14 protein-coding genes are annotated in these 14,226 nt (G+C 53.7%); 9 read left to right on the top strand and 5 right to left on the bottom strand.

All coding sequences use genetic code 11. The annotated features are described in order from the left end of the window. Positions 1 to 45: 45 nt before the first annotated feature. The 5 genes from L2Y54_RS06080 to L2Y54_RS06060 are packed head-to-tail and all read left to right on the top strand — an operon-like array spanning position 46 to position 5,427. Positions 46 to 1,995, top strand: a complete 1,950-nt coding sequence (locus L2Y54_RS06080; RefSeq protein ID WP_236500905.1) for a transglycosylase SLT domain-containing protein — start codon at positions 46 to 48, stop codon at positions 1,993 to 1,995. After that, positions 1,967 to 3,028 carry a type II secretion system minor pseudopilin GspK gene (gene gspK / locus L2Y54_RS06075; protein ID WP_236500904.1) on the top strand — a complete coding sequence of 354 codons (1,062 nt, stop codon included), beginning with the start codon at positions 1,967 to 1,969 and terminating at the stop codon, positions 3,026 to 3,028. Before L2Y54_RS06080 ends, gspK begins: the two co-directional genes overlap by 29 nt. Continuing rightward, positions 2,997 to 4,193 carry a type II secretion system protein GspL gene (gene gspL / locus L2Y54_RS06070; RefSeq protein WP_236500903.1) on the top strand — a complete coding sequence of 399 codons (1,197 nt, stop codon included), beginning with the start codon at positions 2,997 to 2,999 and terminating at the stop codon, positions 4,191 to 4,193. Before gspK ends, gspL begins: the two co-directional genes overlap by 32 nt. Further along, a complete protein-coding gene (gspM, locus tag L2Y54_RS06065; RefSeq protein ID WP_236500902.1) occupies positions 4,190 to 4,669 on the top strand; it encodes a type II secretion system protein GspM in 480 nt (159 codons plus the stop codon). The genes gspL and gspM overlap by 4 nt, the downstream gene beginning before the upstream one ends. Continuing rightward, a complete protein-coding gene (locus tag L2Y54_RS06060; protein ID WP_236500901.1) occupies positions 4,666 to 5,427 on the top strand; it encodes a type II secretion system protein N in 762 nt (253 codons plus the stop codon). The genes gspM and L2Y54_RS06060 overlap by 4 nt, the downstream gene beginning before the upstream one ends. An 88-nt stretch (positions 5,428 to 5,515) precedes the next feature. On the opposite strand, the gene L2Y54_RS06055 is transcribed toward L2Y54_RS06060, so the two are convergent. Together L2Y54_RS06055 and L2Y54_RS06050 are read right to left on the bottom strand one after the other, a co-directional pair. Beyond that, on the bottom strand, positions 5,516 to 6,841 hold the full coding sequence (locus L2Y54_RS06055) for an ammonium transporter (protein ID WP_236500900.1): 1,326 nt from the start codon (positions 6,839 to 6,841) through the stop codon (positions 5,516 to 5,518). Between the two features lie 15 nt (positions 6,842 to 6,856). After that, on the bottom strand, positions 6,857 to 7,195 hold the full coding sequence (locus L2Y54_RS06050) for a P-II family nitrogen regulator (RefSeq protein ID WP_236500899.1): 339 nt from the start codon (positions 7,193 to 7,195) through the stop codon (positions 6,857 to 6,859). Positions 7,196 to 7,440: 245 nt separating this feature from the next. On the opposite strand from L2Y54_RS06050, the gene ubiK reads away from it, so the two are divergent. After that, positions 7,441 to 7,704 carry a ubiquinone biosynthesis accessory factor UbiK gene (ubiK, locus tag L2Y54_RS06045; RefSeq protein ID WP_236500898.1) on the top strand — a complete coding sequence of 88 codons (264 nt, stop codon included), beginning with the start codon at positions 7,441 to 7,443 and terminating at the stop codon, positions 7,702 to 7,704. Between the two features lie 5 nt (positions 7,705 to 7,709). Here ubiK and L2Y54_RS06040 read toward each other — a convergent pair whose 3' ends face one another. Next, on the bottom strand, positions 7,710 to 8,282 hold the full coding sequence (locus L2Y54_RS06040; RefSeq protein ID WP_236500896.1) for a chorismate--pyruvate lyase family protein: 573 nt from the start codon (positions 8,280 to 8,282) through the stop codon (positions 7,710 to 7,712). Positions 8,283 to 8,325: 43 nt separating this feature from the next. After that, positions 8,326 to 9,213 carry a fructosamine kinase family protein gene (locus L2Y54_RS06035; protein ID WP_236500895.1) on the bottom strand — a complete coding sequence of 296 codons (888 nt, stop codon included), beginning with the start codon at positions 9,211 to 9,213 and terminating at the stop codon, positions 8,326 to 8,328. 23 nt (positions 9,214 to 9,236) lie between these two features. On the opposite strand from L2Y54_RS06035, the gene L2Y54_RS06030 reads away from it, so the two are divergent. From L2Y54_RS06030 to L2Y54_RS06020, 3 genes are read left to right on the top strand one after another with little or no spacing between them, the layout of a single operon-like run. After that, positions 9,237 to 9,962, top strand: coding sequence for a MipA/OmpV family protein (locus L2Y54_RS06030; RefSeq protein ID WP_236500894.1), 726 nt, complete (start codon positions 9,237 to 9,239; stop codon positions 9,960 to 9,962). A 29-nt stretch (positions 9,963 to 9,991) separates the two neighbouring features. Then, on the top strand, positions 9,992 to 10,702 hold the full coding sequence (locus tag L2Y54_RS06025; RefSeq protein ID WP_236500893.1) for a TIGR00266 family protein: 711 nt from the start codon (positions 9,992 to 9,994) through the stop codon (positions 10,700 to 10,702). 46 nt (positions 10,703 to 10,748) lie between these two features. Further along, positions 10,749 to 12,539 carry an AAA family ATPase gene (locus L2Y54_RS06020; protein WP_236500892.1) on the top strand — a complete coding sequence of 597 codons (1,791 nt, stop codon included), beginning with the start codon at positions 10,749 to 10,751 and terminating at the stop codon, positions 12,537 to 12,539. A 13-nt stretch (positions 12,540 to 12,552) separates the two neighbouring features. Here L2Y54_RS06020 and leuA read toward each other — a convergent pair whose 3' ends face one another. Then, the gene (gene leuA / locus L2Y54_RS06015) at positions 12,553 to 14,223 is read right to left on the bottom strand and encodes a 2-isopropylmalate synthase (RefSeq protein WP_236500891.1); all 1,671 of its coding nucleotides are present in this window, start codon (positions 14,221 to 14,223) and stop codon (positions 12,553 to 12,555) included. Positions 14,224 to 14,226 lie beyond the last annotated feature (3 nt).

Raw genomic sequence — 14,226 nt, 5'->3', positions numbered from 1 at the left:
TTTATGAGACTCTTGGCACATTATTGGTAATTATGATTCTTGTTAATGAGCCGACTGCTTCTCACCTTGATTTGTTGCGTGTTATCCAGCACCCCGCCCGCCCTAGCGGAGTCGCCGGAAAACCAACGCAAAGTGTTTCAGCAAACCTACCGCGACCTGCAAGCCGGAAACACTGACACCTTTGCCAGCCTTCCCGCTGACATGCGCCAATACCCGCTCTACCCTTGGCTGGAATACACCGACCTGAAACAGCGTTTCGATACCCTTCCCGATGCCCCCGTGCTGGATTTTATCCGCCGCAACCCTGATTCATTGATGGCTGATGCCTTGCAGATACAACTCGCCAAACGCTTTGCCACCAAACAAGAATGGCAAACCTTGCTTGCCACCATCCCTGCAACAGTGGATGACACCGATACCCAATGCTACCGCACCCAAGCACTTGCCGCCGTGGGGCAAAAAGACGCCGCACTGGAACTGGGCAAACAAACTTGGATGACGCTCAGCAAATCGCTTTCGGACGCTTGTATTCCCGTCACCGACTTATTGCGCCGCCATGTGATGCTCTCCACCAGTGATTACCGGGAACGCATCCGGGCAGCACTCGATAAAAATCAAACCACACTCGCCACCCAACTGGCGACGGAGTTACCGCCTGAAGCGCAAACTGCCGTGAATACCTGGATCCAAATCCGCAACTCCCCAGCAGAAGCACTCCCCGCAGCCATACAGCAGCCGGATAACCCTTACCTACGCGATGCCATTGCTTTCGGGCTGGAACGCCTTGCCAAAAAAGAATCCCAACAAGCCGAAGCCCTCTGGCAAACCGCCCGCCAAACCCTGAAATTCCCCCCCGAAGAAAGTGCCAAAGTCGAAAGTGCACTGGGCATACAACAAGCCTTACGCCATAACCCTGCTGCCTTGAAACGCCTTGCTGCCATTCCCGGCGAACACCGCACTCAGGATGCAACCTTGTGGCTTGCCCGGATTGCCGCCCGTCAAGGTGAATGGGAAACCCTGTTGGATGCTACTCAACACCTGCACTTCGAGCACGAACGTGATGCCGCCAGTTGGCATTACTGGCAAGCCCGCGCCCTCGAACAAACCGGTAAAAAAGCCAAAGCCACCCAGCTCTATACCGACATTGCCCCCCACGCCACCTTCTACGGTTTTCTGGCGGCTGACCGTTTAGGGCAGGCATACACCAACCTCAAAACCCCAGCGGTTGACCGCAGCCAACGGGTTGCCGGATTGCAAAAAGTCGCCACTATCCAACGTGCCTTCGAGTGGTTTGCCTTGGGCGAACGCGAACAAGGCCGCAAGGAATGGTTTCGCGCCCTTAAACAAATGGACAAAGAAGGTGCACTGGCTACCGCTGATCTCGCGATTCGTGGCAATGACCACAATCTCGCCATCTGGACTGTCGCCCGCGCCAAGGAATGGGATGAAACCCACCTGCGCTTCCCCGTGGTACACAGCGAGCTGGTAATGGCACAAGCGCGTAACCAAGGCATTCAACCCGCCTGGGTCATGGGGGTGATGCGCCGCGAAAGTGCTTTTGACGCCAACGTGGAATCCAGCGCCAACGCCCTTGGTCTTATGCAACTGATTCCCCCCACTGCCAAAGCCGTCGGCACCAAACTAGGGCTAAACATCAGGGGACGTGACGACATATTGCCCCCTGCCACCAATATTCAGCTAGGCAGTGCCTATTTAAGTGAAATGCTTAGCAAATTTTCCGGCAACTACGCGCAAGCCACCGCCGCCTACAATGCAGGTCCCGGCCGCCCACCGCAATGGGCACCACAACAACTGATTAATGCCGATCAGTGGATTGAAAGTATCCCCTTCACCGAAACCCGTGAATACGTGCAGGCGGTCATGGGCTATACTACGATTTACGATGAAAAACTGAATCCGGGCAACGGTCGCCGCCTGTCCGAACGTTTACAACCGATAGCACCCAATGCACCCAAACCAGCGCCCAGCCCCTAAGCCTATCCGCCAGCAACGTGGGATCGCCATCCTCTCGGTCTTAGTGATTGCGGTCTTGGTTGTCACGTTGGCAGCCGCTATTTTTGCGCGGCAAAGCTACGCAGTGCGCCAAACCGAGAATTTCCAATCGCTGGAGCGGGCATGGCAATACGTGCTGATGATGGAACAATACGCGGGGCTACAACTGCAATTGGACGCCAAAGACAATAGATACGATGCCCTCACCGACCGCTGGGCGCAACAATTGCCGACTCAAACCCTTAACGAAGAAAGCGGCGCTGTGGTCAAATTCACCGGCAAACTGGAAGACTTGCAAGCACGTTTCAACCTCAATAACCTGATTAGTCAAGAAGGTGAATCACGCGATCAGCAAAACGGAGCAGCAGTTGAACAACTCAAGCCGTTTGTCACAGATGCTGGTTTACCCCCCGGTTTCGTCAATGCCATTGTCGATTGGTTAGACATCAACACCGAACCGCAAAGCTTAGAAGGTGCCGAACGCGATTATTACCTCTCAGGCAACATTGCCTACCTTGCCGCCGATATGCCATTTGCCGATACCAGTGAAGTACGCTTGCTGCGCTTGGATATGCCAGACCCTGAAGCAAAAAACAAAGCACTCAACCGCTTTCTGAATACCGTGACTGCGTTACCTAAGCAAACCACCATTAACCCCAACACTGCCAACAAAGAAGTGTTACAGGCCATGAAGCTAAGTAATACCCAAATCACCACCATTCTCGACAAGCGTAAACTCAAACAAGCCTACAAACGCAATGACGCTTTTGCGCAGGAAATGGCCTTCACTTCCGATCAAAATCATGCCTTTCGGAACAGCTTTGACGTGACCACGCAATATTTTCGCCTAACAGGTGAGGTGCAAATCAATCGCGCACGGGTTTTCGTCAATAGTCTATTATTCCGCGACAACGACGGGAGTGTTCGTGTCATAATGCGCCAATTCGACCGGGTTAACGAACAACCAATACCAATAACTGACGATGCTAGTAATACGCTTACAAACACCGAATGACCCCGAACCCGCCTGGGCAGTGCTGAGCAATAAGCCTGCTGACTGGCAACACGGTTCTTGGGAAAAGCTCCTGCCTGCGGCACGGGGGCAAGACATTGTATTGCTGATTCCCAGCCGCGAAGTGCTGTTAACCCAAACCAGCGTCAACACCCGCAACCAACGCCAATTGCAGCAAGCCGTGCCGTTTGCGCTCGAAGACAGCATTGCCGATGACCTTGATCACCAGCACATCGTCTGGCAAACCCGTGCGGATTCCACCCAAGTAGACGTTGCCATTATCCGCCGCGACCGCCTGCGGGTATGGGTCAATGCCCTGCAAGCGCACCAATTACGCGCCAATAGCGTCTTGCCCGACCTGTTTGCCCTGCCTTGGGAAGCGGATAGCCTGACACTCTGGCAACAAGGCAACACAATCTGGATCAGAACCGGCGAACTGTCCGGCTACGCCAGCAGCCCCGCTGCCCTGCCATTATTGCTGGACAGCTTAACCTCTGGGAAAACCGAAGCGTTGCCCCTGCGCCTGTACAGCGACCAAACCGAAAAATGGGCAGCCGACCCGCGCTTTGCGTTACTTCCCGAAACCCAAGCCGAACAACTGTTACCCAGCAGCCTGCAACCCGCGCTCAAGCTCAATTTGCTCAACGGCTTACAGGATGAAAATCGCGCACAATTCCGCGAGCATTGGCAACGTTGGCGCTTAGCCGCCAGTTTAGCCATTATTACCGCACTGCTGGCAGTCGGCATTTACGGGGTCGAAAGCTACCGCTTGCAACAACAACTCGACGCGGTGGATGCGCAAAACCTGCAACTGTTCAGCGAACTCTTCCCCAATGCCAGCGGTGTTGACCCGCGCAGCCTGAAAAATCGCTTAGCCTCGGAACTGGTGCGCATCAAAGGTCAAAACAATGCCGCTAACACCAGCACCAGCCCCTTACCACAATTAGCGGCGGTGGCAGCAGCGATGCAAACTGCGGGCGGTTTAACGGTGGAAGATATTCGTGCCCAAACCGGCACGCTCACCGTCAACCTGCAAGCGCCTAACCAGCAAGCCATCGAAACCTTACGCGATACCCTCGAAAAAGCGCTGGGCAACCCGGTAGAACTGCAATCTTCGCGCACCGCTGACAGCGTAAAAGCCACCCTGACCTTGGGAGGTCAATCATGAAAGCCTGGTGGCAAAACCTCGCAGCCAACGAACGCCGCTTACTCAGCATTGGTGCAGCCCTGATCGGCTTAACCCTGCTGTGGCTATTCGTGTGGAAACCACTTAGCGCCCACCACCAATTGCTACAACAAGACTTGGAAGATGCGCAATCCGCCCATGCCGAGATGCAACGTCAACGCGCTGAAATCTTCGCCTTGCGAGGGGCAGCACCCAATGCACCCGCCGTCACCGGTGGCAGTTTGCACACCAGCGTGATTGCCGCGCTCAAACAATTCCAACTCGACGGCACTGGCACCAGTTCCGAGGAAAAAAACAAAAATACCGTCACCCTCAAGCTGGAAGCCAAGCCCTTCGACACCTTGGCGCAATTTATCGCCATGATGGAAACCCAACACGCCGCCAATACCACCAGTATGACCTTAAAACCGGCAGATAAACCCGGCACGGTTGATGCGCAAATAACGCTGGAACGATGAAAACACGCACCCTCATTCTCGCAGGCACTGCCAGTTTCCTGCTCGCCTCCTTGACACAATTGCCCGCCAAACTGGTATTGGCGCAACTGCCTGCTGACTTGCCGGTGCAATTGCAAGGTATCAACGGTACGCTTTGGCAAGGTGGCGCAAGCAGTCTCAGTGCGCAAGGCGTGCAGATCAACAACCTGCAATGGGATCTGCAAACCAGTGCCTTGCTAAAAGGGCAACTCGCGGCAGATTTACGCGGAACCTTGGCACAAGGTGGCGACATCGACGCTACATGCGGTATTAATCTCGCTGGTAAGCTGCATTGCGCCCCGTTGAATCTGAGCAATCTGCCCGCACAAGTGGTTTCCCCCTATTTGCAAAACCTGATGATTCCGCCCCTCAGTGGTACATTCCACGCCAATCTGAACAATCTGGAATGGGATCAGCAAACCATCCCCCAACTCAGCGGTCACGGCGAATGGCGTGAAGCCGGAGTGCAAATGCTGCCGCAACGTTACGGCAATTACACCGCCATTATTAGCGGCGGGGAAAATGATGCGCAGCAACTCAGCCTTGCGTCTGCACCGGAAGCCGCCTTCAGCGTGAACGGCACCGTTACCCTGCAAGCCGATGGTCAATACCAAACCCAGCTCGACATCAAACCGGGTAACAGCATTGACGATGGCACCAAACAATTCCTCACCAGCTTTATCGTGCCACCACAAGCGGATGGCACGTACCAAATCCGCGAACAAGGGCAACTGCCTTAAAAGAACCCCTCACCCCAATAAAAAAGGCGGGAGTGTTAGTCCCGCCTCAAATCGACTCGAAGAATAGTCAGTTGAACATCACTATTAATTACATGGAATAAGCACGCTCACCGTGAGAAGCCGTATCCAAACCTTGGCGTTCTTCTTCTTCCGATACGCGCAGCCCCATGGTCATGTCGATCAGTTTGAACAATACAAAGCTCACGACACCCGACCAAACGATGGTTAACAATACACCGGTTGCTTGGGTAATGACTTGCCCGCCCATAGAGTAGTCGTCTACACCAACACCGCCTAAAGCTGGGGAAACAAAGATACCCGTACCAATCGCACCAATGATGCCGCCCAGACCGTGGATGCCGAAAACGTCCAAGCTATCATCGTAGCCCAGCATTTTCTTCAGACCAGTCACGCCCCACAAGCACAATGCACCCGCAATAGCACCCAGCACGATAGCGCCCATCGGCCCCACCAAACCTGCTGCTGGTGTTACCGCAACCAAGCCAGCGATGACACCAGAAGCCACACCCAGCATGGAAGGCTTACCACGCAATAACCACTCAGCGAACATCCAGGCCATACCACCAGCCGCTGTCGCCAGAATGGTGTTGATGAAAGCCAAACCTGCGCCACCATTGGCTTCCAGATTAGAACCGGCGTTAAAACCGAACCAACCTACCCATAGCAACGATGCACCAATCATAGTCATTGGCAGATTGTGTGGTTGCATCGGGTCACGTCCAAAACCAACCCGCTTGCCCAATACAATTGCGCCAACCAGAGCCGCAATACCCGCATTGATGTGTACAACTGTGCCACCCGCAAAGTCCAAATCACCCGCTTCAAACAAGTAACCGCCAGTTGCCCAAACCATGTGTGTAATAGGCAGGTAAGAGAAGGTGAACCACAGTGCACCAAACACCATTAAGGCAGAAAACTTCACCCGTTCAGCCAAACCGCCCACAATCAGTGCCACGGTAATTGCCGCAAACGTCAACTGGAAGGAAACAAATACAAACTCAGGAATCACTACCCCATCAGTAAAGGTAGCCGCAGTACTGTCAGCCGTAATGCCAGCGAGGAACATTTTGGAGAAATCGCCAATCATCCAGTTCAGGCTGCCGCCATCGCCGAATGCCAGAGAATAACCGTAAATCGCCCACAACAGCGAAATCATACAGAAAATAGCCATCACTTGGGTCAGCACTGACAACATGTTTTTAGCACGAACCAAGCCACCGTAAAACAATGCCACACCCGGTATAATCATCAGAATAACCAGCAAGGTGGACAGCATCATCCACGCGGTATCCCCTTTATCGGGTATTGGAGCAGCCGCCACTTCGTCAGCCATTGCCACACCGGAAAAACCCAGCACGGCTGCTAACATCGTTAAACCAAGACGAATATTCATGGAATTCCCCCTTTCTTACAGTGCATCTTTACCGCTTTCGCCAGTGCGAATGCGGATAACTTGTTCTACTGAGGTGACAAAAATCTTGCCATCACCGATTTTTCCCGTATTCGCAGACTTAGTAATCGCCTCAATGACTTGTTCCACTTGCGACTCAGCTACTGCGGCTTCGAGCTTGATTTTAGGCAGGAAATCCACCACATACTCTGCGCCACGGTACAATTCGGTGTGACCTTTCTGACGCCCGAAACCTTTTACTTCAGTGACGGTGATGCCTTTAATGCCAATATCACCCAACGCATCGCGCACGTCATCGAGTTTGAATGGCTTAATAATGGCTGTGACCATTTTCATAGAACTAACTCCTTGCTAGTTAGGGATGCCAACTAAATTGCTTAACGCTAGGCATGTTGCAATTGACGTGCCAATCACTCAGAAGCCGCCTCACCACTATTTAGCGGCTTTATCCCTGTTTCGGAGCGTTATCAAGCACCATAACAGTGCATCAATCGGATTTAATGCACTAAGCCTAAGGCATACCCGCACACTTACCGAATTTGCTACAATCCGGGGCATCCACTCAGCACTAAGGAAAACGTATGCAAAACTTTGGCAACCTTGACGATCTGGCAAAGAAACTCTCAGCACTGCTGCCCGAACCGGTGCGCAATATGCAGGAAGACGTGGAAAAGAATATGCGCGGCCTGCTCGAAGGCGGCTTGCAAAAGATGAATCTGGTGACGCGGGAAGAATTTGAGATTCAGTCAGCGGTATTGCTGCGTACCCGCGAAAAGCTGGAAGCGTTGGAAAAACGGCTTGCGGAGCTTGAAGCTCAGCAAACCACTTCTGCCAGCCCTCTGTAGAAACACTAATCCTGGAAAAAACAGGCGGGAAATGTTTCGGTAATGATCATAATCAGCTTGCCACCGGAATACACCGCATAGGTTCTGGAAATCAGGGTTTCTGTCGGGGAAATCCCAAAGTATTCTGCCAACTCACCTGCTGGGCGTTTTTCAAAATCCACAATACTTTTGAACGTTTCGACCTGATACTTTTCCCACAAGCGCCCTATCGGCTCACGTGACGCCAGCAGATCAGCGCGAAAACCTTGCTCCAGATGATTCAGCACGAGCGTGGAATCGGCATGAAGCCAAGCTTGCAGAGTGTGTTGCCCCTGTAGCAACACTTCCCGCCGCATGACTGGCCCCACATCATCCCTCCCCAAGGAAGCCTGATGCTTGGGGTTAATGTCATTGGTATCGCTGGCAATTTTTTCGTGCAGCTTCAAGACCTTGATTTTCTCTGCTAGATACTGCTCCAGCATTTCCGTCACCGTACCGTCCGCCACCAACAATATCCGTTGGAAACGGCTGAGACCGGTTAACATTTGCTTGTCCGGCATCCGTCGCTGGCTCAAGGACAAGGGGTTCAATACGCTCATGACCGCTATCTCAGGTGATTCATTACGTTGTTTTGACAGTGCTTCAGCCGATTTCTGCCAGCAGTTTCTCGGTCATGCCTGCCGCCTGCTCGCCATAGCCACCGCCAAACAGGTTGAAGTGATTTAGGATGTGGTACAAATTATACAGCGTCTTACGCACCGCATAGCCTTGATTCAAACGCCAAGCTTCATTATACGCCGCATAAAAGTCTGCCCCAAATCCGCCAAACAGCTCGGTCATGGCCAGGTCAGTTTCGCGGTCGCCGTAGTACACCGCAGGGTCGAAAACCACTGGGCTACCATCCGGCAAATACGCCAGATTTCCACCCCACAAATCGCCGTGTAACAACGACGCCGAGGGCTGATAATCGGCAAACAATGCACCCATGCCCGCTTTCAAGCTCAAACCTTGTTCATAAGAACGCGGCGGGTAGCCATTACGTCGCGCCCGCTCAAGCTGAAAACCCAAGCGCTCCTGTTGCCAGAATTGCACCCAGTCGTGCGTTTGGGTATTACGCTGCGGGCTTGCGCCGATGGTATTGCTGCGAAACCAGCCGTGTTGCGCGGCAGTATGGCGGTGCAGCGCTGCGAGTTGCGCCCCCGCCTGTTGCTGATCACCGTGTGCTTGCAGTGGCAAATATTCCAGTAACAGATACGCCTGTTGCCCTTGCACCCCACAACCCAACGGCTCAGGTGCTCGCAGGCTGGCACTGGCGCGAATGGCGTGCAGCCCATCCGCTTCTGCCGCAAACATTTCCAGCAAACTGGCCTGATTCACTTTGAGGAAATAGCGGCTGCCATCGGCAAGTGTTACCGTACTGGTTTGATTGATACAGCCGCCACTGACAGCATCAACACGCGCAATCGCAATGCTTGTGCCAAGGTGTTGCTGAAGCATCGGTAAGATAAGGTCTGTACTGCTGGATTTCATTAAACTTGAACCGAGGATATGACATGAAGTACGCATTGTGTGCCGCACTCGCTTTCTTAGCAACCGTCCAGACACCCGCTAACGCTGCTGAGCCGCGCCAGTGGAATATCGGGCTTGCCGCCACTGTTGACCAATCCCCGTTCGTGGGTGGCGATACGCAAATCGGTGTCAAACCCGTGATCATCAAAGAAAACGGCTTTGACATCACTGGCCCCGCATGGTCATTCAGTGCTACCCCAGCACGTGAGTTTTATATCGGTGCTGGGCTGGATGAATGGGACGCCGAACGTGGCGACAGTGCCGCACTGCAAGACATGGCAGAGCTGGATCGCGCCATCAACCTGCGGGTTGGTAGCGTGTGGAAACTCACCACTGGTACAATTTCCGCCGACTTTGCCCAAGATGTCGCCGCCCACGAAGGTGCACAAGCCAAATTGCGTTACACCCATCACCCCGACATGCCGCTCAACCTGCGCCCGTATGCCGAATTGCAATGGCTTTCTGCCGACCTCACCGACTACTACGTGGGCGTGGATGCTGCTGAAGCCAAAGCCGATCGCCCCGCTTATCAGGCAGATGATTCACTCGCCCTAAAAGTTGGCGTTAAAATGGAAAAGCCACTCAGCCGCCGTCTGACCTTGGTGGGCAACGTGAGCGCCAACAGCTATGGCAGCGCCATTGCAGACAGCCCAATCATCGAGAGCAACACGGTGTGGGGTGGGTACGCAGGCGCGGCGTACCGTTGGTAAGCAATACCTTCAAAACAGAGAGCGACACCATGACAGTATTTACCATTACCGGCGAAGTTGACCCATTCCTCCACGTTTCCATGCAGAAAGGCGACAAAATTTACTGCGAATCCGGCGCAATGGTGATGATGGAAGCCAATCTTGAGCTGAAAGGACGCATGACCGGTGGCTTAGGCAGTGCCTTGATGCGCCGTTTCACCAATGGCGAAACCTTGTTCCAACAACACATCGAAGCGCTACGTGGGGATGGCGATTGCCTGCTTTCCCCTGCACTACCCGGTGGCATGGAAATCATCGACGTGGGCGCACGCCAATATTTGCTGAATGATGGCGCATTCGTCGCAGCCACGTCTGGCACCGAAATGAAAGTGCGTACCCAAAGCGTCGGCAATGCGTTATTTGCACAATCCGGCGGCTTTTTCGTCATGGAAACATCGGGGACGGGGCAGGTGGTGGTTTCCGGTTTTGGCGCAATGTTCTCGCTGGACGTTGAACCGGGCAAAGACCTCATCATTGATAACGCCCACGTCGTGTGCTGGGACAGCACCTTACACTACGAAATTTCCGTCACCACCAGCAGTTCTGGTGGTGGCTTAGGCGGCATGTTTGGCAATCTGGTCAATAGCGCCACCAGTGGCGAAGGCATTGTGTTGCGCTTTAGCGGGCGTGGCAAGGTGCATATTTGTTCGCGCAACCCTAGCTCGTTTGCCAAACTGGTGCAAAAGGGCATGGCGGCTTAATGGCTATGCTATATTTCTGCAAATACATCGGTTACGAGGCAGTCGCATGAAATTCCCCTACGGCATCGCCAACTTTGAAGCAGTTATTAGCGAAGGTTACGAGTACGTTGACCGTACCGCTTTTCTGCCGTTGTTGGAGGATGCAGGCAAGCAATTATTGTTTCTGCGTCCGCGCCGTTTTGGTAAGTCGCTGTTGCTGTCGATGCTGGAAAACTATTACGACCTCAACAAAGCCAGCCGTTTTGAGGAAATCTTCGGTAAGTTGGCGATAGGGCAGAATCCAACCCCTTTGCATAACCGTTACTTGGTGATGAAGTGGGATTTTTCAGCGGTCAGCCCGGAAGGAGATGCCAATAAGATTACCGCCAATCTGTTTGATTACCTGAACGGCAATATCCGCAAGTTCAGTGATGACTACAAAGACTTGTTGCCGACCCCGATAATCATCAATACTGACAATGCTTTAGCTTCTTTCCAGTCACTGGTGGCTGTCGTTAGCCAAACGCCATACAAGCTCTATTTGCTGATTGACGAATATGACAATTTCGCCAATGAAATTATGGTGAGCCAACATTACCCCAGCCACGATTCACGTTATGCGGCGTTGCTGATGGGGGAAGGCGTACTCAAGTCGCTGTTCAAAAACATCAAGGCAGCGGCGGCTGGGCAGGGGGTAGACCGGGTATTTATCACGGGTGTAGCACCGATTGTCATGAGTGACATGAGCAGCGGCTACAATGTGGCGACCAATATTTATCTGGAAGAACGTTTCAATACCTTATGCGGGTTTACAGAAGGTGAAATCAGCCAGTTTGTGCAGGGCGTGACCCAAGCCTGCCAGCTTCCCACACCGTTTGCGGATGAAACTTTGAGCTTGATGCGTGATTTCTACAACGGCTACCGTTTCTGCCCGGAACCGCAGCAAGATGGCGTGTATAACCCGACCTTGGCTTTGTACTTTTTGGGGCATTTGCAAACCGGGTGTGCGTATCCGCGCCGGATGCTGGACAGCAACCTGTCAATGGATCGTAACAAGCTCAGTTACATTGCCAATTTGCCGGGAGGCGATCAGTTGATCATGACCGCGCTGAGCCAGCAGGGAGACATTGCGATTCAGGAATTGCAAGACCGTTTTGGGGTACATGACATTTTGCAGGTCAAGAAAGACCCTGATTTCATGGCATCCTTGCTGTATTACTTTGGGGTGTTGACCTTCCGCCGTGAAGCCAATGCATTCGGCGAGTCCTGTCTGGTTGTGCCCAATCTGGTGATCCGCAGCCTGTATGCCGAACGCTTGCAAGCCTTGCTGGTGCCGCAACTGGATTGGCATGACCATCAGGCTGCGGTGAAGTCCTTGCTGGGTCATGCGGACATTGCGCCCTTGTGCCATCTGGTCGAAAGCCAATATTTCCCGGTGTTCAGCAAGCGCGATTACCGCTGGCTCAATGAACTCACCATCAAGGCGGCGTTCCTGACCCTGTTGTTTGAGCAGGCGACGTACATTATGGATTCGGAAGCGGAAATCGGTGACGGTTATGCCGACTTGACGATGCTGATCCGCCCGGATATGCGCCATTTCCAACAGTTGCAGGACATTCTGATCGAATTCAAATACGTGGGTTTGAAAGAATTGGGGATGACGGCAGCGGAACTTGCCACCCCCGATCAGGCTGCACTGGAAGCCTTACCACCCGTTGCCAGCCGTTTGCGCGAAGGGCGGGAACGGGTGCTGGCTTATCGTGACGGCTTGCAAAGCAAGTACCGGCAGCAGTTGCGTTTGCACAGTTTCGTGGTGTGTGCGCTGGGGGTGGAGCGGCTGGTGTGGTGGGTGGTTTGAAGATCTACCGCCATCATGCCGACAACCGATTCACCCCGCTGACCAAGGCTTTGATGGACGCGGTAATAATATTGCCGTCAATCCCCACGCCGTAACATTCAGCACTGCTGCCCGCGCCTGCCTGTCGCAATTCAATGAAAGCGCAGGCTTGCGCATCACCCGCATCCAGGCTTGCACCAATAGAACGCTCCTCGTAACTGCGCACTTGCACGCGAATGCCTGCTCCCTGCAAGGCGTGAACTGCTGCGTCAATTGGTCCATTGCCCGTACCCGTCAATTCGTGCTGAATGCCGTCCCGCTCAATCACCAAACGGATGCCTTGCGCATCACCCTGTTCAAACAAATGGTGTTCGCAATAGCGCACGGGCTTGGCAGTATCCAAATACGTTGCGGCAAAAATGCTCCAAATATCACTGGCATTCACTTCGCAGCCGTGCTGGTCGGTGTGGTCTTTCACCACGCTGGAAAATTCAACCTGCAAGCGGCGCGGCATCACGATGCCATAAGCACTTTCCAGCAAGTACGCAATGCCGCCTTTGCCCGACTGGCTATTGACGCGAATCACTGAATCGTAACTGCGCCCCACGTCCGCCGGATCAATCGGCAAATACGGCACATTCCAGAACGACTCTGCCGTTTGCACCGCCAAACCCTTCTTGATCGCATCCTGATGCGAGCCGGAAAATGCAGTAAACACCAGATCACCTACATACGGGTGACGCGGATGAATCGGCAATTGCGTGCAATATTCCGCTGTCCGCGCCACCGCATTGATGTCGGCAAAGTCCAAACCGGGCGCAATGCCCTGGGTGTAGAGGTTCAATGCCAAAGTCACGATGTCGACATTGCCGGTACGTTCGCCGCTGCCGAACAAGCAACCTTCGACCCGATCTGCCCCAGCCAACAACGCCAATTCTGTCGCGGCTACCGCTGTGCCTCGGTCATTGTGCGGATGCACGCTGAGAATCACGCTGTCGCGGCGGGCAAGCTGGCGGTGCATCCATTCAATCTGGTCGGCGTACACATTCGGTGTTGCCATTTCGACCGTGGCGGGCAAGTTGAGGATCACGGGTCTGTTGGGGGTTGCACCCCATGCAGCGGTCACGGCATCGCAGACTTCGCGGGCAAAGTCCAGTTCGGTGGCGCTGAAGGTTTCCGGGCTGTATTCCAATACCCACTCGGTTTCAGGCTGGTCGGCGGCCAATTGCTTGATCAATTCCACCGCTGACACTGCCATGCCCAACACATCCGCCTTGCTCATGCCAAACACGGTATCGCGGAATGGCTGGGAAGTGGCATTGTAGACATGCACAATCGCCCGGCGTGCGCCGCGTAAGGATTCCATCGTGCGCCGAATCAGGTGTTCCCGCGCCTGCGTCAACACTTCGATGGTGACATCGGCGGGGATGTGCTGGCCTTCGATCAGCTCGCGCACAAAATCAAAATCGGTTTGCGAGGCGGAAGGGAAGGCAACTTCGATTTCCTTGAAACCGATGGCGCAGAGCGTGTGGAACATGCGCATTTTGCGTTCTACATTCATCGGCTCGAACAGCGCCTGATTGCCGTCGCGCAAATCGGTACTCATCCAAATTGGCGGCTGGGTGATGGTGCGGCTCGGCCATTGGCGATCAACCAATGCGACGGGCGGGAACGGCTTATATTTGGTGGAAGGCTGTTTCAACATGGC

Origin of the sequence: Thiothrix winogradskyi, from assembly GCF_021650935.1 — a bacterium.
Taxonomy (GTDB): domain Bacteria; phylum Pseudomonadota; class Gammaproteobacteria; order Thiotrichales; family Thiotrichaceae; genus Thiothrix; species Thiothrix winogradskyi.
The sequence above is the reverse complement of the archived record's forward strand: the minus strand, read 5'-3'. Positions and strand labels throughout refer to the sequence as shown.

What these genes read in the sequence shown, in the direction of transcription:
- gspK (WP_236500904.1), top strand. Translation starts at nt 1,967, where the DNA reads ATGCACCCAAACCAGCGCCCAGCCCCTAAGCCTATCCGCCAGCAACGT.
- L2Y54_RS06020 (WP_236500892.1), top strand. Translation starts at nt 10,749, where the DNA reads ATGAAATTCCCCTACGGCATCGCCAACTTTGAAGCAGTTATTAGCGAA.
- L2Y54_RS06055 (WP_236500900.1), bottom strand. Translation starts at nt 6,841, where the DNA reads ATGAATATTCGTCTTGGTTTAACGATGTTAGCAGCCGTGCTGGGTTTT.
- L2Y54_RS06050 (WP_236500899.1), bottom strand. Translation starts at nt 7,195, where the DNA reads ATGAAAATGGTCACAGCCATTATTAAGCCATTCAAACTCGATGACGTG.
- leuA (WP_236500891.1), bottom strand. Translation starts at nt 14,223, where the DNA reads ATGTTGAAACAGCCTTCCACCAAATATAAGCCGTTCCCGCCCGTCGCA.
- L2Y54_RS06080 (WP_236500905.1), top strand. Translation starts at nt 46, where the DNA reads ATGAGCCGACTGCTTCTCACCTTGATTTGTTGCGTGTTATCCAGCACC.
- L2Y54_RS06035 (WP_236500895.1), bottom strand. Translation starts at nt 9,213, where the DNA reads ATGAAATCCAGCAGTACAGACCTTATCTTACCGATGCTTCAGCAACAC.
- L2Y54_RS06025 (WP_236500893.1), top strand. Translation starts at nt 9,992, where the DNA reads ATGACAGTATTTACCATTACCGGCGAAGTTGACCCATTCCTCCACGTT.
- gspL (WP_236500903.1), top strand. Translation starts at nt 2,997, where the DNA reads ATGCTAGTAATACGCTTACAAACACCGAATGACCCCGAACCCGCCTGG.
- L2Y54_RS06060 (WP_236500901.1), top strand. Translation starts at nt 4,666, where the DNA reads ATGAAAACACGCACCCTCATTCTCGCAGGCACTGCCAGTTTCCTGCTC.
- L2Y54_RS06040 (WP_236500896.1), bottom strand. Translation starts at nt 8,282, where the DNA reads ATGAGCGTATTGAACCCCTTGTCCTTGAGCCAGCGACGGATGCCGGAC.
- L2Y54_RS06030 (WP_236500894.1), top strand. Translation starts at nt 9,237, where the DNA reads ATGAAGTACGCATTGTGTGCCGCACTCGCTTTCTTAGCAACCGTCCAG.
- gspM (WP_236500902.1), top strand. Translation starts at nt 4,190, where the DNA reads ATGAAAGCCTGGTGGCAAAACCTCGCAGCCAACGAACGCCGCTTACTC.
- ubiK (WP_236500898.1), top strand. Translation starts at nt 7,441, where the DNA reads ATGCAAAACTTTGGCAACCTTGACGATCTGGCAAAGAAACTCTCAGCA.